Source organism: Desulfitobacterium elongatum (assembly GCF_055378975.1).
Map to the genome: position 1 here is coordinate 2,573,067 of NZ_AP038772.1, position 22,794 is coordinate 2,595,860.

Genomic DNA, 22,794 nt, shown 5'->3' on the forward strand with positions numbered 1-22,794 from the left:
GGTCCCCGCTACTAAAGCAAAAATCGCTCCGAGATTGAAGCTATTAACAAAAGGTCGTAAGAGAACATAGGCAAGATTCCTACCAATAAAAAGAGTACGGAAAGCAGAATTCCCGCCGACTTTCCGGAATACTGAATCAGACTTCCTGTCCCTTTGCCCATAAGTCTAAAAAGGACACCGAGAGCATGACTCCTGCTGCAAAGCCTAGTGAAACGGATAGGGTCTTTTCACTTTTCGACTTTGTCACAAAAAAAGTCCTTGTATACCTTGATAGTTGCCCCTATACTCTCGACAGTTTCTTGACATTGCTTGTCCTATATGACAAATTATAGTAAAGGAGAGTGATTTAAATGATCCATGTCAAAATGCAGGAAGCTCTAGTACAGCAGCTCAATAAAGAACTTTATTCTGCCTATCTATATCTTGCCAAAGAAGCATATTTCTCAAATCTAAATTTAGATGGTTTTGCTCACTATTTCCACATACAGATTCAAGAAGAGCGAGATCATGCTATGGGTTTTTTCAATTATCTCACTAAAACGGGTTCTCAAGTCAAACTTCCAGCAATTGCTCAACCTCCTGCAACCTTTAATAGCCCTTTGCACGTTTTCGAATTAGCTCTTAAGCATGAGGAATACGTGACCCAATCGATCTATTCTTTAATGGATATTGCCCAAGAAGTTAAAGATCATCAGACACAAGTTTTTCTGCAGTGGTACATTACCGAACAATCTGAAGAAGAAGAAAATATGACTCGTGTTTGTAATCGATTAAAACTTATAGGGAACGACGGTTCTGGACTCTTTATGCTAGATAACGAACTAGCCCAACGCATTTATACCCCGGCTGTTATCCCTGGTGTAACAATCTAATTTTCTAGCTTAGATTAGTAATATGACTCTGGCAAAATTGTAAATTTGTATAATTTAGATTGTAGGGAACGGCCGTGTATCGTTTTAAAGGGACAAAGATCCCCTTTATTGGATTTGAACAGAGGCAATTCCCTATTTTTTTACTACTTTAGAAAATACTCGAGGAGGACCGATGCGGTCCTCTTCTCCTTTTAATACATATTGACAAGGCTTAGCCGCGATGAGCACTTCTGGTTAGAACTTGAAGATACTCTTTAACTTCATCCGTCAATACTTCCTGTGCTACCTGCCATTGCCAATTATCCCCGACGGTACCAGGAACATTCATCCTGGCCTCATTACCTAGCCCTAAAATATCTTGAAGTGGCAGAATCACCCAGGTAGCCTCACTTAGATACAACTTTTCAATCAAGCTGCGACAGGCACGTTTACTATCCATCTCATCGATTCCCTCAACCGAGAATTTCGAGGAGTACCACCCTAGCAATGTATCGTTATCATGAGTACCCGAGTAATAAATCACTTGAGAATCTTTCACTATTCCCCCTTCTGAAAGCGGAGTAAACTGAAGAACTTTCATGCCAGGAAAACCAAAAATCCGTCTGAGGGTATCCACTTCAGGGGTTATATCCCCCAAATCTTCTGCAATCAGGGGTAGCTCTCCAAATTCTTCGATTAGGCTTTCGAAAAAACGCTTTCCTGGTCCCTTTAGCCATCGTCCTTTGATTGCCGTTTCTTCCCCTGCATCAATTTCCCAATATGCCTCAAGTCCTCGGAAATGATCGATACGTGTATAATCAAACAACCTCAGTGTCTGTTTGATTCTTTTTTTCCACCAGGTGTACTGTGTCGCTGCTAAGGCACCCCAGTTGTAGACTGGATTATCCCAGCGTTGACCCGTCTTGCTAAAATAATCAGGTGGGACCCCAGCTACCTTACTCGGTCTGCCTTTTTCATCTAGCTTGAACAGTCCACGGTTAACCCATACATCACAACTATCTGATGCCACATAGAGTGGCATGTCGCCGATGATTTTAATATTCTTACTGGCTGCATAACTCTTCAATTCCTGCCATTGAACATAAAAGGTATACTGTAGAAAACGTTGGTATTCTATTTCCTCGACGAGTTTCTGAGAATATTCCACCAGCTTCTCAGGTATCCGTAAGGCGATTTCACCTTCCCAATCAAACCAAGATATCCCCTGAAAATGAGTTTTCAGTGCTCGGAAAAGCGCATAATCCTCAAGCCAGTCAAAATTATCCCTGACAAACGCTTCATAGTTTGCCAAAGTCAAATATGGAGTTTGCTCAGAGGGCGAAGCCATAGAAGTAGAAGTATGGGTATATGTTGGTGTTGAAATAGGTGTGGGAGTAGGAGTATACACCAGCGTAGACGCGGCAGTAGCCTTAGCAGTAAATGATGATGCTTTTTGTTTTACCAACAAACTAGCAAAGGATTGAAAGGCATTACGTAATAGTTTATCTTTGATTGGCTTGAAAGCCTCGGGATCAGGAGATTTATTGGTGGAAAAATTCCTTGCAAAGGTATCCCGAACTACTGCTTGTAAAATCCCTTCTCTAATCAAAGAATCAAAACTGATAAACATTGGATTCCCTGCAAAGACAGAATCACTTTGGTAGGGAGAATTCCCTGGTCCTACCGGATTGAGAGGTAAAACCTGCCATAGTCTATGATGAGACTCAGACAAAAAATCAACGAAGCGAAAGGCCGATTCACCTAGATCCCCCGTTCCCCAAGGTGAAGGCAAGGAACTGATATGAAGCAGTACACCACTCGCCCTTGAAAGCTGTGGTGTAGTCTGTCTATGAAAATTTTTCTTAGCAAAGAAGACACGGCTTGATAAGGGCTCGATGTGTACTGTGAGCTTTTCCTGATCACCCTTAGCCAGCACTTCGCCACTCATTAAATCGATCACTAAAGGCCTATCCTGAATATCAAGGTTCAGTTCAACCTCCTGCATCACACTCGGATTTCTGTTAATCAGAACGGTAACCGCTTCTCCCCCATCCGCTCGCTGAAAGCCGTAGACATCCTGCCCATAATAATACGATTGGAAATCTCCCGTTTGGAGCACTTCGTATTCCCTACGCAAACGAATAAGGCGTCTGAACCAATTCTCGAGGTCTAGATCCTCTTTCCCCCAGGGAAAAGTCCTCCGATTATAGGGGTCTGCATAACCTTCTAACCCTGCCTCATCTCCATAGTAGATACTTGGAACCCCAGGAAACATCATTTGGATGAGACTAAAAAGTTTAAGTCTCCGTAAGGCTAATTGGCGTTCTGAAGGTGAAAGTCGAAAGGTCCGCCGTTCACTGTCCGATAAAGTACCTTCAGAGGGTGCCCCCCCTAAAACGGTTAATATTCGAATTCGATCATGACTCCCCATTAAGTTCATGAGTGCATAAAAGTTCTCCCGAGGATATGTCTCGTACAAACTCATCACGTGGCGATGAACCTTAATAGAATCCCATTCCCCAAGCAAAAAGTTCAGGAAGATTTCCCGGAAAGGGTAATTCATGGTTCCATCCAGTTCCTGCCCCCAAAAATACTGACGCAGCTTCCCATAACTCATTTTGTTAGATGCATTCTCCCATACTTCCCCGATCAACACCGCGTCAGGATTTGAGGACTTAACTGCCTGTCTCAGCTCCTGGATAAACTCATCCGGCAGCTCATCCGCAACGTCCAGACGCCAACCCACAACCCCTTTTCGCATCCATTTTTGGATCACACTCTCTTGAGTGCCATAGATAAATTGCCGATACGAGCTATTCATCTCGTCCACCTCTGGAAGGTCTTCGATATCCCACCAGGATTTGTACTCATGAGTCCCAGGCTTGAAGCGATACCACGCATAATAGGGAGAATTGGGTGACTGATATGCTCCTACTTCAGGATAATGGCCATATCGATTGAAATAAAGGCTGTCTCTCCCCGTGTGACTGAAAACCCCATCGAGGATAATGGATATTCCATAGTGTTTTGCTGTTGTCACCAGACGATCAAATATCTCATCATTCCCAAACATAGGGTCTATCTTGTGGTAATCACCGGTATCATATTTATGATTGCTGACCGCCTCGAAGATGGGGTTAAGATAAAGTATGCTAACCCCTAAGCCCTGAAGATAGGGTAGCTTCTGAAGGATCCCGTCGAGATTGCCACCAAAAAAGTCCCAATGTGTAACTCTACCCTTTTCATCCTTGATGTAAAAGGGAGTATCCTCCCAATCCAAATGAACAAGAGCATTCTTCTTAACATATTCCTGCTCAGAGTAGGCCTTTTCTCCTTTGTAATATCGGTCCACAAAAATTTGATAGATGATTCCCCGCCGATACCATTCGGGAATCTGCATCGGGTTATACACGGTAATTTGCCAGGAAGGCGGTTGTTCTCCCTTAACCTGGCCTATACCACCTAACTGTTCTTCATTATTACCATAATAGAATTGCTGCCCTTCGACCTTGAAAACGAAATAATACCAAATGAGTCCCGGTAAAGCAGGTGTGTTAAATTCTCCTTCAAACCAGATGCTCGATGACTCCAAATCCCAATCATCCTCTGAATCAATGGAATCAGACCCTCTCTTCAGAAGGATTCCTTGATTAAGGGTGCCTGTGCACGGATCAAAGTCTGATTGATTTTGGATATGCATAGGGATAAGTTTCTCTCGTTCTGATTCGGTCTCCCATACACGAAGCCAACATTGCTCCACCGTGGCTGAAGTTTGCAATCGGATCACAACCTTCTGTCCACAGACAACTGCTCCAAAAGGTTCTCGATAGACACGATTCTGAGAATGATGTCTTGCCTTTACTTCCATATTGATCTCCTGCACCGCCAAAGTCTTATAGTAAATCTTCGTAAAGGTCTAGATAAGCTCGCGCTGAGCGATCCCAACTAAAATCAGTAGCCAATGCGTTATTCTGAATATGCTTCCACATCTGCTGATCTTCTCGGTATAACCTCACAGCGCGTTGGATTACGTACAGAAATTCGTGAGCATTATAATTGTCAAAATGGAATCCGTTTCCCCACTCTGGGTCTTCTTCCCAAGAAAGAACAGTATCCGCTAAGCCCCCTGTATTTCGCACGATAGGAATAGTCCCATAGCGCATAGCCATCATTTGCGACATACCACAAGGTTCAAAGAGTGAGGGCATGAGGAAGATATCTGCACCTGCATAAATCTGGTGAGCTAATTCCTCATTAAAGGTAATGTGTGCAGCTACCTTATCTGGGTACTTTTGAGCAAAGTGGCGCAGAATCTCTTCATATTGTGGCTCACCAGTTCCTAGAACAACAAACTGAACCTCAAGCGATAGAATTTCTTCGAAGACATGAACTAATAGATCCAGTCCCTTTTGATCCACTAAACGGGTTACCATGCCGAGCAAGGGAACCTCATCATTTACAGGAAGTCCTAAGCGATTTTGCAAGTAACTCTTGTTCTTTTGCTTAGCATCTGGAGATGAAGAGAAAGGATACATTATCAAGGAATCTTTATCAGGGTTATAGATCTCATAATCTAATCCATTTACAATCCCGACCACATTATCTGCCCGCTGTTGTAACACCCCTTCTAAATGTTCACCAAAATAAGGAGTCTGAATCTCGAGAGCATAGGTTGGACTAACTGTTGTAACCTTATCTGCATAGATGAGAGCGGCCTTCATGAAATTTATCCCGCCATTAAACTCAAGTAGACTTTCTTGGAAAAATTCCTCTCTTAATCCTAGAACATCTGTGAGAAGTTCTCTCCCGAAGACCCCCTGGTACTTTAAATTATGGATTGTAAACACTGTTCTGAGGCGAAAATGGTAGGGCTCTTGTCGATAAAATTCTCTAAGCATCAAGGGGACCATTGCCGTATGCCAATCATGGCAATGTAAAATATCCGGATGAAATTCCGGAATGTGCAGAAGGCTTTCTAAAACAGCTCTCGAAAAAAATGCGAACTGTTCAGCCTTGTCGAACTCATCATATAAGGTTTTCCGATTAAAGTAATACTCATTGTCAATGAAATAATAAGGAATACCTTGATAGATCGTCTCTTCTAAACCACAGTACTGCTGACGCCAAGCGACGGGTACCTGAAAATGAGTAATCGGTTTAAACTCATTTCGAAGGTGCTCGGGAATAGTATAGGACTTGGGCATGATGACACGTACATCTGCACCTTGTCTATGCAGCGCAGCAGGTAAAGAACCTGCTACATCACCCAAACCCCCTGTTTTGTTAAAAGGTGCCGCCTCCGCAACAACAAATATGATCTTCATGGTTCTTCCTCCCTCACCTTTAGATCAAACGTTTTTTCGGCATCACTAGGGGATGATTTTCCTGTCCCTTTAATATATTCCCTTCATCCACTTCTAAGGACTTATCAAGAATAACGTATTCTAATTTTGCATCAGCACGAATGATACACTTTTGTAAAATAATACTATTCTTTATTTGAACCCCCTTTTCCACGACGACTCCTCGAGAAAGCATGGAATTTTCCACTTCTCCATCGATCTTGCATCCACTGGCAATCAAACTATTTCTCACTCGTGAATGGGATTCATAACGTGTCGGAGGATTATCAATAATTTTCGTATGAATTCGGTTGGGTCCTAATAACAAATTCTTACGGATTTCTAGATTTAAGAGATCCATATTCCCCTCGAAATAATCTTGAACTGAATTAATGCTCTTCATGTAACCCGCGAAAGAATATCGATAGACTTTAAGCGAGTTCAGGTTTTTGGTAATAACATCGATGAGCTCCGCGGTTTCTATCGCATGATAGCCCTTGATGATTTCCATAAGGAGTCGGCGTCGAATAACAAGGATATTCCACGGATTGGCGTTTTCGCCGTCTTTCTCTTCCTCTGTCACATTCCGAATTCGCTGCTCGGCATGTTCCTTCCCAACCTCAATCATGGTTACATCAGCCTTCATCAACTCATGAAAGTCCAAGACATCCCCGTAATGAAGATTGAAGACCTGGTTACATCCACTAATAATGACGTTTTCAGCAAAATCCTTATAGAGAAACTCGAAGTTCAACTGAAGATCTTTGATGTAAAACTTTCCATCATTCCCTCTTAACCCATGGATCGCTCCTGGCAAAATAAAGAGTCCGCCGGCTTTTCGATCAAGAAACCAAGACTTTCCTGCTCCGAGATGATCTAATAAGGGGCGATAGAGAAAAGGGGTGATCAAACCTATGGTCCTTAAGCCCGAGTTAACCATACTGGATAAGGCAAAATCGAGCAAGCGATATCGTCCTCCAAAGGGAACTGCAGCGACCGGACGATACTCCGCCAGTCCCTGCAACCTGTCATTGTTACTATTTCCATACAAGATACCAATTGCTTCACGCATCACGATTCCCCCTTTCGAGAATTCTTAGCGTTCTCGATAAATGTTACTTCCTGCATCAAACATTGACCCAGGCTCGATGACTTGGTTTCCCTCAATCACTGTAATTCCTTCTTGGCTTTGAGAGTCTGATGATGTCACTCCAACCCTACACTCAGGCATAAGGACCGCTTCTTCCCCGATAATGGCTTTACGAATTTCAGAATGATCAAGAATTCTGGCATTAGGCAAGACAATCGAATCCTTAATGACCGCTCCCTCTCCGATAACGACACCGGGCGCTAGAATGGAATGGCTTACTTCTCCGAGGATAGTACACCCATTTCCAATCAGACTATCTGCAATGAGGGCCTGGGGTCCAATATATTGTGCTGGTAAAATATCTTCATGAGAAAATATTTTGTAACTGGGATCAAAAAGATCGATCGCGTCTTCTCCCTCTAAACATTCCATATTTGCATGATAATAGCTTTCTATTGTACCCACATCACGCCAATACCCATGAAAGGGGTAAGCGAAAATCCTTGTTTCTTTACTTAATTCCTTCGGAATAATGTTTTTCCCAAAGTCATTGTCTGAATTCATGTCTTCTTGGTCTTTCAATAACGCTTGCTTGAGAACGGGCCAGTTAAAAATATAGACTCCCATTGATGCTAGGTTGCTCTTAGACTGAGAGGGTTTTTCTGCGAACTGGCTCACCCTACCCTCCTCGTCTGTCGTCAAAATTCCAAAGCGTGAAGTTTCCTCCCAAGGAACGGTGAGCGTTGAAATAGTAATGTCCGAACCCTTCCTCTTATGGAATTCGAGCATCTCAGTATAATCCATCTTATAGATGTGGTCACCCGAAAGAATTAGGACATACTCCGGGTCATAAAGATCAATAAAGTTCATATTATGATAAACGGCATTGGCTGTGCCACTGTACCACCCACCTTCTTTACCCTGATAAGGCTGGAGAATATGAACCCCACCCTGGGGATCGTCTAAATCCCAGGCCGAACCCGATCCAATATAAGCATTGAGGATAAAGGGCATGTATTGAGTAAGAACCCCAATCGTCGTAATTCCTGATTTGGCACAATTACTTAGGCAAAAATCAATAATCCGATACTTTCCGCAAAAAGAGACGGCTGGCTTGGCGACGTGACGTGTCAACGGCCCTAAACGACTCCCTTGTCCACCCGCCAATAACATAGCTATACATTCTTGCTTCGACATATACAAACACTCCCTTCTCCCGAAACCGATGTCATATCTTTACCTTTCCTTCCAGATATCTTTGGCATATTCGCTGATCGATCGATCACTAGAGAACCTCCCTGACTCTGCAATATTAATGAGGGACATCCGGCTCCATTGCTCAGGTTGGCTATACGCTTCCTGCAGTTTCCTAAAAGCCTCGATATAGGCAGAAAAATCTTGGAGGACAAAAAACTCATCATTGTAGAGTAAAAGTGAATCATAAATCACCCGGAATTCATCGCAGTGATCCTGATTAAAGAAACCATTGATGAGTTGATCAACGACTCTGTGCAAATCAGGATTCGAGTAATATATATCCCAGGATCGATAATTCCGCTTATCGATATAACGAAGAACCTCTTGGGCATCAAGGCCAAACACAAACATATTCTCTTTGCCTACAGCTTCACAGATTTCGACATTGGCTCCATCTAACGTCCCTAGGGTGACCGCACCATTCATCATAAACTTCATATTTCCTGTCCCTGAAGCTTCTTTACTTGCTGTGGATATCTGCTCACTGACATCAGCAGCTGGATAGACAACCTCCCCCACTGAAACATTAAAATTTTCCAAGAAGACAACCTGCAAGACCTGTTGCGCAAGTGGATTCTGTCTAATCTTTCGAGCCAAAGCATTAATCAGCTTAATCACCGTTTTGGCGTAATGATAACCAGGTGCTGCCTTCCCGCCAAAAATGAAGGTATAGGTGTGTTTTAAGGAAGCGGGATTATCTTCGAGTTGATTATATAGATGCATGATTTTCAAAACATTAAGTAACTGTCGTTTATAAGCATGCATACGCTTAACGTGCACATCAAAAATCGACGAGGGATCCAGGACAATGTTTTGTTTTTCCCTGATGAGATGAATCAATTGGGATTTGTTCTGATATTTTACCTCTGCCAAACGATCAAGGAAACCTACATCCTGTTGAAAGGAATGTAATCTCTGTAATTCTTCGGGATCTTTAATCCAACTTTGCCCTATACTCTCACTGATCAAACGGGACAAACCTGGATTAGAGGCAAGCAGAAACCTTCTGTGATTTACACCGTTGGTTTTGTTATTAAACTTGTAACCAAAAATCCTGAAGAACTCTTTGAAGGTATTATTTTTGAGTATTTCTGTATGAAGAGCTGCGACGCCATTCACCGATAAACTACCAATAACGGCTAGATTGGCCATAATAACTTGTCCATCCCGGAGAATCCTTGTCTTCTGGAGCAACTCCGCCTCGCCGGGAAAACGCTGATTGATCATCTTCAAGAATCGGCGTTCAATCTCTTCCACAATCATGAATATTCGAGGCAGAAAACTTCGGAACATCTCTATTGGCCATGTTTCCATGGCCTCTGGCAGGATCGTATGATTAGTAAAGGAGATGGTATTGACTGTTATCTTCCAGGCCTCATCCCAATCAAGTCCCTCTTCATCAATAAAAATCCGCATGAGTTCAGGGATACATAAGGTGGGATGAGTGTCATTGATATGAACAGCCAACCAGCGCGCAAAATCGCTCAAAGGGGCCTGCTTTTTCTTATACATGTGTACGATTGCTCCCAATCCAGCAGCGACGAAAAAGTACTCTTGCTTTAAGCGCAATTCCTTGCCAGCATGAGTGCTGTCATCGGGATAAAGCACATAGGAAATCGATTCTACTTCTGGATTCGTCATAGGTATCAATTCCCCGCGATTAAAGGATTCCAAATCCAATTCTTGGGGAACAGGCTCAGCACTCCAAAGTCGCAAGTAATTAATCGTAGCCGAATTCTGATAGCTAATGATGGGCACATCATAAGGCATAGCTAAGACAGGCTCATAGTTTTCATGATAAAACTGGAGCTTACCTTCCTTTTCTCCCATCACTACATTTCCTTTGAACTTAACGACAATTGCTTTATCCGGCTTACGCGTTTCCCAAGGAAAGCCCTTACGCAACCAGTTATCTGCCACTTCATGTTGATAACCGGTTAAAATTCGTTGTTCAAACATACCGTACTTGTAGCGAATGCAATTACCATGTCCGTTAATGCCCAAAAAAGCCATAGAATCTAGAAAACAGGCAGCCAGCCTGCCTAAGCCACCATTCCCCAAGCCAGGATCATTCTCTTGCTCTAATAATCTTTCAAGATCAATATCGAGTTCGCTCAATCCCTCACGAACAATATCCTTGATATCCAGATTGACAAGATAATAATTCAGAAGCTTCCCTATCAAAAATTCCATCGAAAAATAATAGACCTGTTTCAAGCTTTTTTCACGCGGCTTCGTCGATGCTTCATAAGAATTTATGAGCTCTCGCAGTAAGACAACCAGGGTTTCGTACTTATTCCAATTCGTCGCCTCTTCCAACGGGATCCCTTCAGATTTTACCAATTTATCGACATAGGCTTGCTTAAAACTATCCTTGTCTTGAAACATCTTCTTCTCCTACTCTTTCTTCGACTTTAACCAATGGCTTCAAGATAATACAAGCCAAGGAGGGTAACGTAATAGTGAGAGAAAAGTCCCGCCCTTGCCAGGCTATCGGTTCACAATAGAGCACACCACTGAGTCGCTCGGTATTACCGCCAAAGTCACTGAGATCTGAATTGAAAATTTCCTCATATTGAGCCTCCTGTGGAACTCCAATCCGGAACTCCGGATAATGCTGAAGTTGAAAATTAAGGACTATCACAAGATAATCGTTTGGATCTTTCCCACGTCGACAAAAAACGAGAACGCTTTGCCCATTATTGTTCGCATCAATCCATTCAAAGCCCTCCCAATTCGAGTCGATTTCCCACAAGGCTCTCTCCCTTTGATAAAACTGATTGAGGTTTTGGACATACTCTCTTAACCTCTGATGAGCTTCATAGTCGAGAAGAAGCCAATCGAGTTGTGTGGCATCACGCCACTCAATGAATTGCCCGAATTCTCCCCCCATAAAAAGCAGCTTCTTTCCCGGATGGCAGAAGAAATAGCCATACAAGGTTCTTAATCCCGCAAATTTCTGTTCATAATTCCCAGGCATTCTTGATAGCAGTGACTTTTTGCCATGGACAACCTCGTCGTGAGAAAGCGGAAGGATAAAATTTTCAGTGAATGCGTAAGTTAAGGAGAATGTGAGTAACTGGTGATGATTTCGTCGATGCGGAAAATCAAGCTGCATATATTGCAACGTATCATTCATCCACCCCATGTTCCATTTATAATTGTAGCCCAGGCCGTTAACATGAATAGGGTAGGTCACCAGTGGCCAGTCCGTAGCTTCTTCCGCAATCATCAAGACGTCTGGAAACTCGCGAAAGACGACTTTATTAAGTTCCTGCATAAAGGCTATCGCTTCGAGATTCTCCCGTCCTCCCTTGATATTGGGTTTCCAAGAACCTGCTTTTTTAGCATAATCCAAATAGAGCATATTACTGACTCCATCTACACGGAGTCCGTCGATATGAAACTTAGATAGCCAGAATATCGCATTGGAAATCAAGAAACTCACAACCTCTGTTTTTCCAAAATCGAAATTGTAAGTTCCCCATTCCTTATGTTCATCTTTTTCATACACTGCTTCCCCATTCAAACGGCCCAGACCATGAGCATCCTTACAAAAATGGCCGGGAACCCAATCCAGGAGAACTCCTATCCCCGTCTGATGACATTGATCAACAAAATACATAAAATCCTGTGGATCACCATAACGGCGGGAACACGCATAATACCCCGTTATTTGATAACCCCAAGAACCATCGTAGGGATGCTCCATAATCGGCAAGAGTTCAAGATGGGTATAGCCCAACTCTTTAACATACGGTATTAGTTCAGCCGCTAATTCCCTCCAACTATAAAATTCTCCGTTAGGATGTTGTCGCCAAGAACCAAGGTGTACCTCATAAATCGCCAGCGGACGATCAAACGAAGACCTAAGGGGTCGCTGTTCAAGCCAAGCCTGGTCCTGCCAGACAAAGCCACCAAGTGAGTTGACGACTGAAGCGGTATGGGGGCGCAGTTCAGCACAAAAAGCAAAGGGGTCAGCTTTATGAAGCACTTCACCCTTCATCGTATGAATCTCATATTTATAACGCTGTCCCAAAAGGTTTTGCGGCACAAAGAGTATCCATACACCCGTATCATCAACTTCCTGCATTGGACTTTTCTCTGATGAACCCCAATTGTTAAAATCCCCGATAACATTAACGTGCAGGGCAGAGGGAACCCACACCGCAAAATGGGTTCCTTGAATTCCATTGTACTCAAGAAGATGAGCTCCAAATTTCAAAAAACTATGATACAGTTCTCCTCGATTAAATAGATAAATCTCCTTCTGAGTTAAAAAATCAATGTTATACATTTTATTATTCCTTCTTCATCTGTATCCTCTATCAATTTAAAGATTCTTCAAATACAATACTTATCCTTCCCGTTTGACGGGAATTTGAACTAAAAAAGCCACGGAACTTTTAATTCCTATGGCAACAGAAGATATTGAAAAAGCTTAGACCGAAAATGCTCGTATCTAAGCTTTGTTTATCTATACCCTTAATATTGGACCTCTCTTAAGAATAATCCTTTTGCTTGAGCTAAGGGGCCCGCTTCCCATCGTTTCTTTTCAGATAATATTTTTTCCACATCGACGGGTTTAAGGTTTCCCTTACCGACTTCGATAAGTGTTCCGACAATGATTCTTACCATATTCCACAGGAAGCCATCTCCATTGACTTCTATTTCTAGAAGACCCTCCTTTTCAATAATAGTTATAAAGTTGATCGTTCTAATCGTCGATTTGTTACTATTTCTCGAGTTAGTAAAACTCTGAAAATCATGATTACCGATTAAGAACTCTGCAGCCGTTCTCATTGCGTTTAAATCAAGTTGATCAGCAAGGTGATATCTATATTTTCTGTTAAACACATCTCTGAATGGGTTGGTATTTATTCGATAGACATACGTTTTTGACTTTACATTGTATCTAGCATGAAATCTCTCAGCTGCATCCTCCATTGATTTTACGACGATATCTTCAGGTAAAAACTCATACAAATAATATAACATCGCTTTGATACTGAAAGCAGACTTCGTGTGGAAATTTGCCACGTAATTTTCTGCATGGACTCCCGAATCGGTTCTTCCACAGCCCACGACCAGAATCTCTTCACCCGTCATTTTAGATAATACAGCTTCTATTTTACCCTGTATTGTGAGGTCCGTCTCTTTTTGCTTTTGCCAGCCTTTATATCTGGAACCATCATATTCGATCATCATTCTTATATTTCTCATTAAGTGCCACCTTTTATTTATTCACGAATGCATTTTTTTGCATTGGCCTTAGGACTTGTAAAATCCTTAAATATTTAACTACATGTCAGTATACTACACTAATTATCAGAAAGGTATACAGAGTGTGGTTTTGGTTATTTAATAGGACCATTGCTTGAGCTATGGGGGACAATAAATTCGGGTCTCTGCGATAATGGCCTCTTCAGAAGGAAGAGGCCATTATCATAAACATGATAAACCAAATGATCTAAGAGTTCCCCTTTAGTGTCGTGATTGGCCTGCTCTGAAGCAGGTAAAACTCCCCTGAGCCATAACTCCATTCAATATCTTGGGGGACTCCACCAAAATGTTCTTCGATACGCAGGCAAAGGCTGGCTAACTCCCGAACCTGTTGCGAGGTTAGACATCCTCGGGCAGGGCGAGGCGAACGCAGGAAGGCGGAAGGAGCTTGCCCTTTCTTTGGGGCAGGTGTGAATTCTAGGACTGCACCATCAGGACGTCTAGCAAGCCATTGATCGGGAATGATCTCTCCTTGAACCAAAGCCTCTCCAACACCGGGTGCTGCATTAATAATCAGCTCACTTGCATCGTTTAGAAGAGGGTTAACCGTAAAAACAACTCCCGAGACCTCATGAGGTGCCATTTCCTGTATAACGACCGCTAGTGCGACCTCACTCTCTCCAAAACCTTGCAAAGCCCGATATTGCACCGCACGGGGTGCCCAAAGGGAAGCCCAGCATTTTTTTATTGCTTCTAAGACTTCACTTTCTCCTTGGACGTTAAGATACGTTTCTTGTTGACCGGCAAAACTTGCACTCGGTAGATCTTCTGCCGTTGCTGAGGAACGCACTGCGACTATAGGGCTGCCCATACTTCTGTAGGCCTCAATAATCTCTGAGATTACATCATCAGGAATACTAACATTTTCGATCTGTCTCTGAATCTCATCAGTTACCTTATCTAAAGCCTTCATATCATTGACGTCAACTTCCGGTAACATAGCCTGCGTTACACAACGACGGTATCCTTCAACCGTCAGAACACACCCCTGGGGTACCTTCATCCCAGCCAGCACCAATTCACCCAGATTAGCACCTTTTCCACCCGCTAGGGGTAAATCTTCTCTCGTCAATTCTTGAAGAAACCTTATATATTTCATCGCTTTATTCCTCATCAAGGATTTGAAGTTTTCCTGCTGCTCCATCTACGCGGACACGTTGCCCATTGCGCAACACTTTTGTCCCATTTATCGTGCCTACAACGGACGGGAGTCTATATTCTCGGGCAACGATGGCCGCGTGGGATAGGGCGCCACCCGAGTCGGTAACTAAGGCTGCCACATGCGGAAAAAGTACCGTCCAAGTCGGAGTGGTGAAGGGGCAGACTAAGACCTCCCCTTCCTTAACCAAGTGAAACTCCTCTGCCGTATGGATAATCCGAACGGGTCCCTCTACAACACCTGGAGAGCCCGGGGTGCCCAACAATTCTCCCTCTGGAGATAAGTTCCTAGACGGTCCCTGCTGTGCTTCGATGAGTGAGACTTGCTTCACAAAGAGTTTCATACCCTCTGCTGCAACAGGGGGAAACACCTTCCAAGGTGGATCCATGGGCATTTTCCCTATCGTTTGTGGTGGCACTAACGTGAAATTCCGGGTACGCTCAGCCTTCCTTTCGGCCACTAAGCCTTTTAAGCGAGTGAGATCATAATCTCCTCTAAGTGCAGAGAGTAACTCTTCTCGGTAAAGGAATAAACTATCCTCTGAGTTCTCAAGAATTTGATTCTGCACCCATCTTCGACCTGCCTCAATGGCATCATAACGCGTATGACAAAGGGGAATATTAGATAGAATGTAGTCATGGATTTCGGTTAACGGTTGAGCATGCTCTGCTAATTCAAGCCAGTTCTCAAACTCCTCCCGAGCCTCTCCCGTTAAAGTGCTACGGTGTTCATTAATCCGTTGAAGGCGGTACGATTGGAAATCAGCGTCTTCGGTCGCAGGGTCATAATCCGAGTTCATAAGCCCTTTGATAATCCCAACCACTATCTCAGGCATTTCTCGCCACGTTGGTTCGAATTCGAAACTATCAGCAGGGCGATCTCCTTCAGCTTCTAGAAACTGCTCGAGTTCTTCCATAAACCAAGTATTGGATAGCTGCAAAAGTGCCTCTTTACTGGGTAACGACAAAATAGCGCTAATCGCGGGATCTGAGGCAGCACGCCGTGCCAGGGTTAGAAGACGATTCGTCGTGTTAAATACCCTGGGATCATTAACCTGAATCAATTCGTAGGCTTCAAATTCGGTGAGATTAAGAAGTCTTTGACACACCTCCACCCAGCGCTCCCGAATATACATACCGATCATGACAACTTTTATATGGGGATTCCAAGACCAGCATAGAAAGTCATAACATTGGTCAAGGTGATCTGCTAACTCCTCTAAACTCGCATGTGTTCGATCAAACTGCCGGATGGGTTTGAGACGATTCTGAGCTTCCGGCTCCCATATATCCTTCCACGCATGGACGTGACGTTCAAACCCCTTCTCCTTAAGAAATCGATCAAACCCCAAGACCCGGCTTCGCAGCTTCGGATCAAGTCGCCACAGATGAAAGAGAAACGGGAACCGCTCCATGATGGGTGGTGTATCTCCCCCTATGGGCTCCGTTCGTTGGAAGACATAGCCCTGGAGTACAAGATAGGCGTTTCTCAGGGAGGGAATGGACCATTCCTCATAGGCACGTTCTGATCCGACTTCAATTGGATGGAGTCCATAGGAGACAAACAGTGGATGCACCGGTCTTGGCCAGTGAATATTATCTCGCATCCAGAAACCTTTAGCTTCCCAAAGAGACATTTTTTTCAACCTCCATTGTTTTCTACTTGATTTGTTCTGTAGGATGAGTCAAAGCACCCGTTAAATACGTATTTACCGCTGACAGAAGCACGGATAAGAGGTCGTGTTGTCTGCCGGAATGATACCACCTCACCATGTGAACCATATATAATCCATCGATATCATTGGCTAAATCCTGTGGTCGTCGTTCTCTCGTGACGACTCCTCCGATCAGACCACGTTCAAAGGCTTCTGTCATCATCCTCCGGAAGAGAGTACCATTGGGATGCTCTGGAGTTATTCCACGCTTCATCTTTTCCAGCATTGTAACCCAGACAAGTTCCGGTCTTTTATTGGTCCACTCCACAGTATAGCTAAGTATAGCTTTAATTTGATTTTCCGTACCTGAAGTAGTTACAAAAAAATCCTCCACCTGCTGTATCGTTAATTCTTCAGTCTCGTAAACAAGCTCTAGAGCTAAATCTTCTTTAGTCTGGAAATAATTATAGAAGGTCCCCCTCGCTACCCCAGCTTTACCGGTGATTTCTTCAATGGTTGTTTCATTAAAACCTTTCACTCTGAAAAGTTCTTCACCTGCACATACAATCGCTGATTTAACTTCCGCTTTTTGCTTATCTCTCAGTTTCTGCAAAGTCTTTCACCTCGTAGTCAATAGTAGAAGGCTGTACTAACGTGTCTCTATTCAAATTTATATACACTGTACATACAATGATATAGTTCATTATATTTACAATAAAAACACTTTGTCAAGCAAAACACCTTCGTATTGGAGTAGTCAGCCCTTCGTTCCGTGCAATAAAAAAAGCTTAGACCAGAGCTAAGTGGTCTAAGCTTTCTATGGTATACGCCCTGTGCTTGGCGCATCCCTTGTTACTTCTAAGAAAAGTTACTTCTTAATGACCTCCGGCTCACCATAGGTTACGCCTAAGGTATCCACCGTGACAGTTTTCATGACTTGACTTTGTAGTGGCTTATCTGCTTTGTCTCTTTGGCTGTTTACTATTTTATCAACTGTTTCCATCCCACTTAACACTTTACCAAAGGCTGCATAGTTATTATCTAAGCTGGTCGCTGCGGCCACCATAATGAAGAACTGCGATCCAGCAGAATCCGGGGCATTCGTTCTCGCCATCGATATAACGCCTCGTTCGTGTTTCAACGTATTATTAAACCCATTTTTAGTAAACTCACCCTTGATACTATACCCCGGACCTCCTGAACCATTACCCTGTGGATCTCCCCCCTGAATCATAAATTGAGGGATCACACGATGAAATGTAGTCCCATTATAAAAGCCCTTCTGCACTAAGGAGATAAAGTTCTTCACGGTATTCGGGGCGACATTGGGATAGAGCTCTAGCTTGATCTCTTCCCCACTCGCCATAGTAATGGTGACTATAGGATTCTTTGCATTGGATTGAGTCCCCCCATTGGCCTGCTCTGGGGTATTTGAATTGTTGGTAGTATTGGTTGGGTTCGCATTATTTTTTGTGGTGGTACCACACCCGATGACGGTGAATAGAATTAACGATACACATACAAGCAAAGCCACTTTAAGCTTCCTCATGAAAATTCCTCCTTCAAGATAGTGTTTAGATATGTTCAAACATTTCTTCTCGAAACTCCTCAGCGAATTGGAGATACTCTACCTTTTCTAACTTAACTCCGAGCTGCTCACAAACATCATGCAACAAATAATAGGTCTCATCACGAGCGACCATTATTTTCGCAGGTTTGAGATGATTCTGTTCGATAAAACTCATCAGATTTTCAATAAAGTTATACCCTTCGATCTGAATATCTTCTACCATCTCAACAGATAGAGCCATACCGCTCTGGTGATCAATGAATACGCATACTTTAGGGAAATAAGGTCTACCTTCCTCTTTGACAGGCGTAGGAAGATAATATGTATCCGCTTCTATGATAAGGTTTTGATTTGACTTAACTCCTTTAAGCCTGCGTAGGCGGATTTCATCTCGGATACAAAATGAAGCGAATTCTGGGCTAAACTCCTCTGCGGTTAAATATTGATTGTTCCATTCAGGACGACCGTCACCAGATTTCTGGTAGCTCCTAGTCAGGAAGGTCCTTGTAAGGTCATGCTTAAGTATGGTTTTCTCATCTTGACAATGAATCGATACCGTTAAGGCTTGGTTTAGAATATGAGTCAGAAATCGACATTGCTCCGAATTCAGAAACCAAGGAGCCTTCCCGGGTTCATAACTTTGAAAAAATGGCCATTCATTTTTGCCCCTAAATTTGAGATTCAGGTCTTTAATGAGTTTTAAATCTTTTGGACCGAGCATAGCTCGATCTTCAAAAGAACACATTAGGCATTTTTGCGAAAAAACATGATCAAAATTTTCTGGGTCACTATCCCCTGAAAGCAGACCAAGGACACCCTCTAAGCCCTCTGGCCCTAAGTAAGCCGCAATCCCATAATGTTCTCCAGCATTGCCCATGATGCAGCAGTAGGCAACTTCCCCCGTCTCAGGGTTTGCAACTCCAAAAATATCATCATCATACATCCATTTCCAACACGAAGCACGCTTGAACATTGCAGCCGCTTCGTAAAGCGCTCTCCACTCTTCCTGTGTTGGTTGGTTAGTTCTTACCATGCGTTTTTTTCTCCTCATTTCTGACGTATTACTTATCTTTCTGCTGAGTAAAGGCTTTTATAGAAAAGTTCAATGCAGTACCTATATAATACATGGAATCTTAAGACGAATAAAGTAGAGAATGACTGAATAAGTACTACACTAATATTCTGTTTACTCGTCACATACTTTTTGATATCCTGAACCTAGCAAAAGTTGGGTCGGCAAGCAATACATGGATTGGATTGCTGCGGAAATGGAAAATTGAATTGAGGGTGCAAAAATGACTCGAATAGAAGAAATAATCTCGCAAGAAAAAGAAAATCTGAAGATCCATGAATATGCTTTTATGAAATCCAATGCAGTCATCTTTTCGGATGAAGTAAGAAGGTTATGTGAGAAAAACGTCTGTGGCATGTTTGGCACTTCCTGGGCCTGCCCTCCTGCAGTTGGAAGTGTTGAAGAGTGTAAGAATAGATGTAATGGTTTTGAAAATGCTTTTATGTTTACTTCCTTAGCCAAACTCAAAAAGAAGTATGATATCGCTGGATGGGGTGAAGCGCGTAAAGTACATGAAGCAATCACAGAGAAGGTAGCGCAAATCTTCCGGGATGAATTCAAAGAAACCCTCATCCTCTCTACCGAAGGATGTGCTCTGTGCGAAAGATGTACTTATCCGGAAAAACCCTGTAGATTTCCTAACCGTATGTTTCCTGCGACTGAAAGCTTTGGAATTATGGTTATCCAACAGGCTCCTCTATGCAATATCCAATATAACAATGGTGAAAATGCCATTACATATTTTAGTATGATATTTTTCTAAAAGAACGAATCATAATCCCTCTTTAGTAACAAATACTAAAGAAAACAGAAGAAATTATCAAATACTAGTGGGAATTTCAAATATCTAAGGAAATTATTAAGGCCAAGAAAGAAGGAACGCCATGAACGTAAGTGAACAAAAAATGGAACTAGCTACTTTTGCTGGCGGATGCTTTTGGTGTATGGAATCAGCCTATTACGAAACAGACGGTATCCTTGAAGTTATATCGGGTTACACAGGGGGCCACCTCGAAAATCCAAGCTATGAAGAGGTATGTTCCCAGACAACGGGACACCTCGAAGCCATACAGATCAAATTCAACCCTGAGCGCATTTCATATGAAAAACTCCTTGACCTCTTTTGGCAACAAATCGATCCAACCGATCCAGGCGGACAGTTTAACGATCGTGGGGAAACCTATCAAACGGCGATTTTCTATCATTCGGAAGAACAACGTTTGACGGCTGAAGCCTCCAAGAAAGCTTTAGCTGAAAGCCAGCGCTTTGATAAGCCCATCGCAACACGCCTTCTTCCAGCTACGACTTTTTACCCAGCTGAGGATTATCATCAAGGTTACCATAAAAAGAATGCCTTTCGTTATGCGCTCTACCGCCAAGGCTCGGGTCGAGACGCTTTCATCCAAGCGCATTGGCAAAAGAATAAATCTGATCTTAAAGAGAGATTAACGGAGATACAGTATCACGTTACTCAAGAAAATGGAACCGAGCCTCCCTTCCACAACGAATACTGGGATCACAGGCTTGAAGGAATTTATGTCGATATCGTCTCTGGTGAACCCCTCTTCAGTTCCCGGGACAAATTCGACAGTGGCTGTGGCTGGCCAAGTTTCACTAACCCCCTTCCAGGAAGTAATCTCAAAGAAAAAGCGGACGTTAGTCATAATATGACCCGCACTGAGGTTCGTAGCCGCGAATCTGACTCTCACCTTGGTCACGTTTTTAACGATGGACCTGGCCCAAAGGGTTTGCGTTATTGTATTAACTCAGCCGCTCTGCGTTTCATACCTAAGGAAGATTTAGAGCGTGAAGGATTTGGTGATTTTCTCATCCTATTTCGTTGATCTGACTAAAGGACAAAAGCCGACTGAGAGACAATGGTATGTCCACTGCTTCTCAGCCGTCTTTTTTATATTTAGTTCTTGATTATCGCCACACGCCAGACGTCGGGGCCTTCTTCAAGGTACTTCCATTCGAATTCCCCTTTTCGTTTTGCCATGAGTTGATAATAGAGTGGTAGCCTGGCAGGATTCTATAAATATATCTAGAACACTGTTATTTAGCATTAATTTGTGGAGGCAAATTCTATGACCTATACTAGAAGCTTTATCAGGCTGACCATGGCAATTACTTTAATCACCTCGTTTATTGCACCCTTCATGGGTAATGCAGTAAATATCGCTATTCCCTCTATTAGCTCAGAATTCGGCGGCAGTCAGTCCCAACTCAATTGGATTGTAAGCAGTTATTTGTTATCAAGCGCGGCCTTTGCCTTACCCTTTGGCCGTTTAGCCGATATCGTCGGACGCAAGAAAATGTTTACCTTAGGTATTATCCTCTTCGGTCTGACTTCACTATCGTGCGGCTTAGCTTTTTCGTTATATTCACTCATCCTATTTAGGTTGTTACAGGGAATTGCCTATGCTATGGTTTTCGGTACCTCAATGGCGATCTTGACTTCTGTAGTTCCTCCCCAAGAACGTGGAAGAGCCCTAGGTATTAATACTGCTGCTATATATATCGGTCTCTCCCTCGGACCTGTTTTAGGCGGTGCAATCTGCAAGTATATCAATTGGCGAGGAATTTTCCTATTGGGGTTTATACTAAATATTATTATTCTTACGTTAACCCTCCTCAAGCTTAAGGGAGAATGGAAAGGTTCTGAAGGTGAAGCCTTTGATATCTGGGGCAGTATTTTTTGCATCTCAGGCTTAGCTTTATTATTACTTGGCTTATCTAATTTGACCTCGGCCTCCTCCTATAGCCTCATATTACTGAGTGGGATAGTTTTAATTGCACTTTTCATCGGGTACGAATACAAAACGACCTTTCCCTTGCTCCCGATTAGAAAGTTTGCCAAGAATACAACTTTTATCTTCTCGAATCTCGCAACTTTAATCAATTATAGTGCAACCTTTGCACTAGGTTACCTCTTGTCCTTATATTTACAACTTGTCTTAGGACTTGATACAACCTTCTCTGGTTTAATTTTGCTCTCCCAACCTATCATTATGGCTACTCTATCCCCTCTCACAGGGAGAATATCTGATAAAATTGAACCTCAGATCCTGGCATCGATCGGTATGGGTATTACAACGTTAGGGCTTTTCCTTTTTATCTTTCTAAGCGCTAATACTTCCGTGATGCTCGTTATCCTTAACTTAATCCTCATCGGTATAGGTTTTGCTCTTTTCTCCTCACCAAATACCAATGCAGTGATGAGTTCTGTGGATAGAACCCATTACGCTATTGCTTCCTCAACCATGGGAACGATGAGACTCCTAGGACAAACCTTTAGTATGGCGATCGTATCCTTGGTCACCTCCGCACATATCGGAAAATTAGATTTGAATTCTAGTGAATATCCGCTCCAATTCCTTCTAAGTTCGCGTATTTCTTTTATTGTGTTTACAGCGTTTTGCTTTTTGGGAATATTCGCCTCAATGGCAAGAGGCAAGATGGATAAAAACATCCATCTAAAAAAGGATACGTAAAAAATCATCACCATGGCAGCAG

The 22,794-nt window shown here is 42.9% G+C and carries 17 protein-coding genes; 4 read left to right on the forward strand and 13 right to left on the reverse strand.

The window, feature by feature from the left end; all coding sequences use genetic code 11:
* Positions 1-350: 350 nt before the first annotated feature.
* The gene (locus tag ACZ42W_RS12080; protein WP_464165606.1) at positions 351-872 is read left to right on the forward strand and encodes a ferritin; all 522 of its coding nucleotides are present in this window, start codon (positions 351-353) and stop codon (positions 870-872) included.
* Between the two features lie 211 nt (positions 873-1,083).
* Here ACZ42W_RS12080 and ACZ42W_RS12085 read toward each other — a convergent pair whose 3' ends face one another.
* The 12 genes from ACZ42W_RS12085 to ACZ42W_RS12140 form a co-directional block, all read right to left on the reverse strand.
* Positions 1,084-4,719 (reverse strand): bifunctional glycogen debranching protein GlgX/4-alpha-glucanotransferase, encoded by a 3,636-nt coding sequence (locus ACZ42W_RS12085; RefSeq protein WP_464165607.1) that lies wholly within the window; start codon positions 4,717-4,719, stop codon positions 1,084-1,086.
* A gap of 25 nt (positions 4,720-4,744) precedes the next feature.
* Positions 4,745-6,175, reverse strand: a complete 1,431-nt coding sequence (glgA, locus tag ACZ42W_RS12090; RefSeq protein ID WP_464165608.1) for a glycogen synthase GlgA — start codon at positions 6,173-6,175, stop codon at positions 4,745-4,747.
* Positions 6,176-6,194: 19 nt separating this feature from the next.
* Positions 6,195-7,265: a glucose-1-phosphate adenylyltransferase subunit GlgD gene (glgD, locus tag ACZ42W_RS12095; RefSeq protein ID WP_464165609.1), complete on the reverse strand. Its 1,071-nt coding sequence runs from the start codon at positions 7,263-7,265 to the stop codon at positions 6,195-6,197.
* 24 nt (positions 7,266-7,289) lie between these two features.
* Positions 7,290-8,480: a glucose-1-phosphate adenylyltransferase gene (locus tag ACZ42W_RS12100; RefSeq protein ID WP_464165610.1), complete on the reverse strand. Its 1,191-nt coding sequence runs from the start codon at positions 8,478-8,480 to the stop codon at positions 7,290-7,292.
* A gap of 39 nt (positions 8,481-8,519) precedes the next feature.
* Positions 8,520-10,928 carry a glycogen/starch/alpha-glucan phosphorylase gene (locus ACZ42W_RS12105; protein WP_464165611.1) on the reverse strand — a complete coding sequence of 803 codons (2,409 nt, stop codon included), beginning with the start codon at positions 10,926-10,928 and terminating at the stop codon, positions 8,520-8,522.
* Positions 10,909-12,837: a 1,4-alpha-glucan branching protein GlgB gene (glgB, locus tag ACZ42W_RS12110; protein ID WP_464165612.1), complete on the reverse strand. Its 1,929-nt coding sequence runs from the start codon at positions 12,835-12,837 to the stop codon at positions 10,909-10,911. Before glgB ends, ACZ42W_RS12105 begins: the two co-directional genes overlap by 20 nt.
* Positions 12,838-13,025: 188 nt before the next feature.
* The gene (truA, locus tag ACZ42W_RS12115) at positions 13,026-13,763 is read right to left on the reverse strand and encodes a tRNA pseudouridine(38-40) synthase TruA (RefSeq protein ID WP_464165613.1); all 738 of its coding nucleotides are present in this window, start codon (positions 13,761-13,763) and stop codon (positions 13,026-13,028) included.
* 247 nt (positions 13,764-14,010) lie between these two features.
* The gene (locus ACZ42W_RS12120; RefSeq protein ID WP_464165614.1) at positions 14,011-14,922 is read right to left on the reverse strand and encodes a PEP/pyruvate-binding domain-containing protein; all 912 of its coding nucleotides are present in this window, start codon (positions 14,920-14,922) and stop codon (positions 14,011-14,013) included.
* 4 nt (positions 14,923-14,926) lie between these two features.
* The gene (locus ACZ42W_RS12125; protein WP_464165615.1) at positions 14,927-16,618 is read right to left on the reverse strand and encodes a PEP-utilizing enzyme; all 1,692 of its coding nucleotides are present in this window, start codon (positions 16,616-16,618) and stop codon (positions 14,927-14,929) included.
* A gap of 22 nt (positions 16,619-16,640) precedes the next feature.
* A complete protein-coding gene (locus tag ACZ42W_RS12130; protein WP_464165616.1) occupies positions 16,641-17,249 on the reverse strand; it encodes a TetR/AcrR family transcriptional regulator in 609 nt (202 codons plus the stop codon).
* 255 nt (positions 17,250-17,504) lie between these two features.
* The gene (locus ACZ42W_RS12135) at positions 17,505-18,002 is read right to left on the reverse strand and encodes a peptidylprolyl isomerase (RefSeq protein WP_464170984.1); all 498 of its coding nucleotides are present in this window, start codon (positions 18,000-18,002) and stop codon (positions 17,505-17,507) included.
* A gap of 208 nt (positions 18,003-18,210) precedes the next feature.
* Positions 18,211-19,239, reverse strand: coding sequence for a DUF7309 domain-containing protein (locus ACZ42W_RS12140; RefSeq protein WP_464165617.1), 1,029 nt, complete (start codon positions 19,237-19,239; stop codon positions 18,211-18,213).
* Positions 19,240-19,501: 262 nt separating this feature from the next.
* Here ACZ42W_RS12140 and ACZ42W_RS12145 point away from each other — a divergent pair, with 262 nt between their 5' ends.
* Positions 19,502-20,041 carry a DUF2284 domain-containing protein gene (locus ACZ42W_RS12145; protein WP_464165618.1) on the forward strand — a complete coding sequence of 180 codons (540 nt, stop codon included), beginning with the start codon at positions 19,502-19,504 and terminating at the stop codon, positions 20,039-20,041.
* Positions 20,042-20,162: 121 nt separating this feature from the next.
* Positions 20,163-21,122, forward strand: coding sequence for a peptide-methionine (R)-S-oxide reductase MsrB (msrB, locus tag ACZ42W_RS12150; RefSeq protein ID WP_464165619.1), 960 nt, complete (start codon positions 20,163-20,165; stop codon positions 21,120-21,122).
* A gap of 71 nt (positions 21,123-21,193) precedes the next feature.
* Here msrB and ACZ42W_RS12155 read toward each other — a convergent pair whose 3' ends face one another.
* Positions 21,194-21,277 carry a hypothetical protein gene (locus tag ACZ42W_RS12155; protein ID WP_464170985.1) on the reverse strand — a complete coding sequence of 28 codons (84 nt, stop codon included), beginning with the start codon at positions 21,275-21,277 and terminating at the stop codon, positions 21,194-21,196.
* Between the two features lie 88 nt (positions 21,278-21,365).
* On the opposite strand from ACZ42W_RS12155, the gene ACZ42W_RS12160 reads away from it, so the two are divergent.
* Positions 21,366-22,772, forward strand: coding sequence for an MFS transporter (locus tag ACZ42W_RS12160; RefSeq protein ID WP_464165620.1), 1,407 nt, complete (start codon positions 21,366-21,368; stop codon positions 22,770-22,772).
* Positions 22,773-22,794 lie beyond the last annotated feature (22 nt).

Excerpts from the sequence above, each read along its gene's own strand:
- glgA (WP_464165608.1), bottom strand. The coding sequence starts at position 6,175 with ATGAAGATCATATTTGTTGTTGCGGAGGCGGCACCTTTTAACAAAACA.
- truA (WP_464165613.1), bottom strand. The coding sequence starts at position 13,763 with ATGAGAAATATAAGAATGATGATCGAATATGATGGTTCCAGATATAAA.
- ACZ42W_RS12120 (WP_464165614.1), bottom strand. The coding sequence starts at position 14,922 with ATGAAATATATAAGGTTTCTTCAAGAATTGACGAGAGAAGATTTACCC.
- msrB (WP_464165619.1), top strand. The coding sequence starts at position 20,163 with ATGAACGTAAGTGAACAAAAAATGGAACTAGCTACTTTTGCTGGCGGA.
- ACZ42W_RS12140 (WP_464165617.1), bottom strand. The coding sequence starts at position 19,239 with ATGGTAAGAACTAACCAACCAACACAGGAAGAGTGGAGAGCGCTTTAC.
- glgB (WP_464165612.1), bottom strand. The coding sequence starts at position 12,837 with ATGTATAACATTGATTTTTTAACTCAGAAGGAGATTTATCTATTTAAT.
- ACZ42W_RS12155 (WP_464170985.1), bottom strand. The coding sequence starts at position 21,277 with ATGGCAAAACGAAAAGGGGAATTCGAATGGAAGTACCTTGAAGAAGGC.
- ACZ42W_RS12085 (WP_464165607.1), bottom strand. The coding sequence starts at position 4,719 with ATGGAAGTAAAGGCAAGACATCATTCTCAGAATCGTGTCTATCGAGAA.
- ACZ42W_RS12105 (WP_464165611.1), bottom strand. The coding sequence starts at position 10,928 with ATGTTTCAAGACAAGGATAGTTTTAAGCAAGCCTATGTCGATAAATTG.
- ACZ42W_RS12160 (WP_464165620.1), top strand. The coding sequence starts at position 21,366 with ATGACCTATACTAGAAGCTTTATCAGGCTGACCATGGCAATTACTTTA.
- glgD (WP_464165609.1), bottom strand. The coding sequence starts at position 7,265 with ATGCGTGAAGCAATTGGTATCTTGTATGGAAATAGTAACAATGACAGG.
- ACZ42W_RS12100 (WP_464165610.1), bottom strand. The coding sequence starts at position 8,480 with ATGTCGAAGCAAGAATGTATAGCTATGTTATTGGCGGGTGGACAAGGG.
- ACZ42W_RS12135 (WP_464170984.1), bottom strand. The coding sequence starts at position 18,002 with ATGGCGAGTGGGGAAGAGATCAAGCTAGAGCTCTATCCCAATGTCGCC.
- ACZ42W_RS12145 (WP_464165618.1), top strand. The coding sequence starts at position 19,502 with ATGACTCGAATAGAAGAAATAATCTCGCAAGAAAAAGAAAATCTGAAG.
- ACZ42W_RS12080 (WP_464165606.1), top strand. The coding sequence starts at position 351 with ATGATCCATGTCAAAATGCAGGAAGCTCTAGTACAGCAGCTCAATAAA.
- ACZ42W_RS12125 (WP_464165615.1), bottom strand. The coding sequence starts at position 16,618 with ATGTCTCTTTGGGAAGCTAAAGGTTTCTGGATGCGAGATAATATTCAC.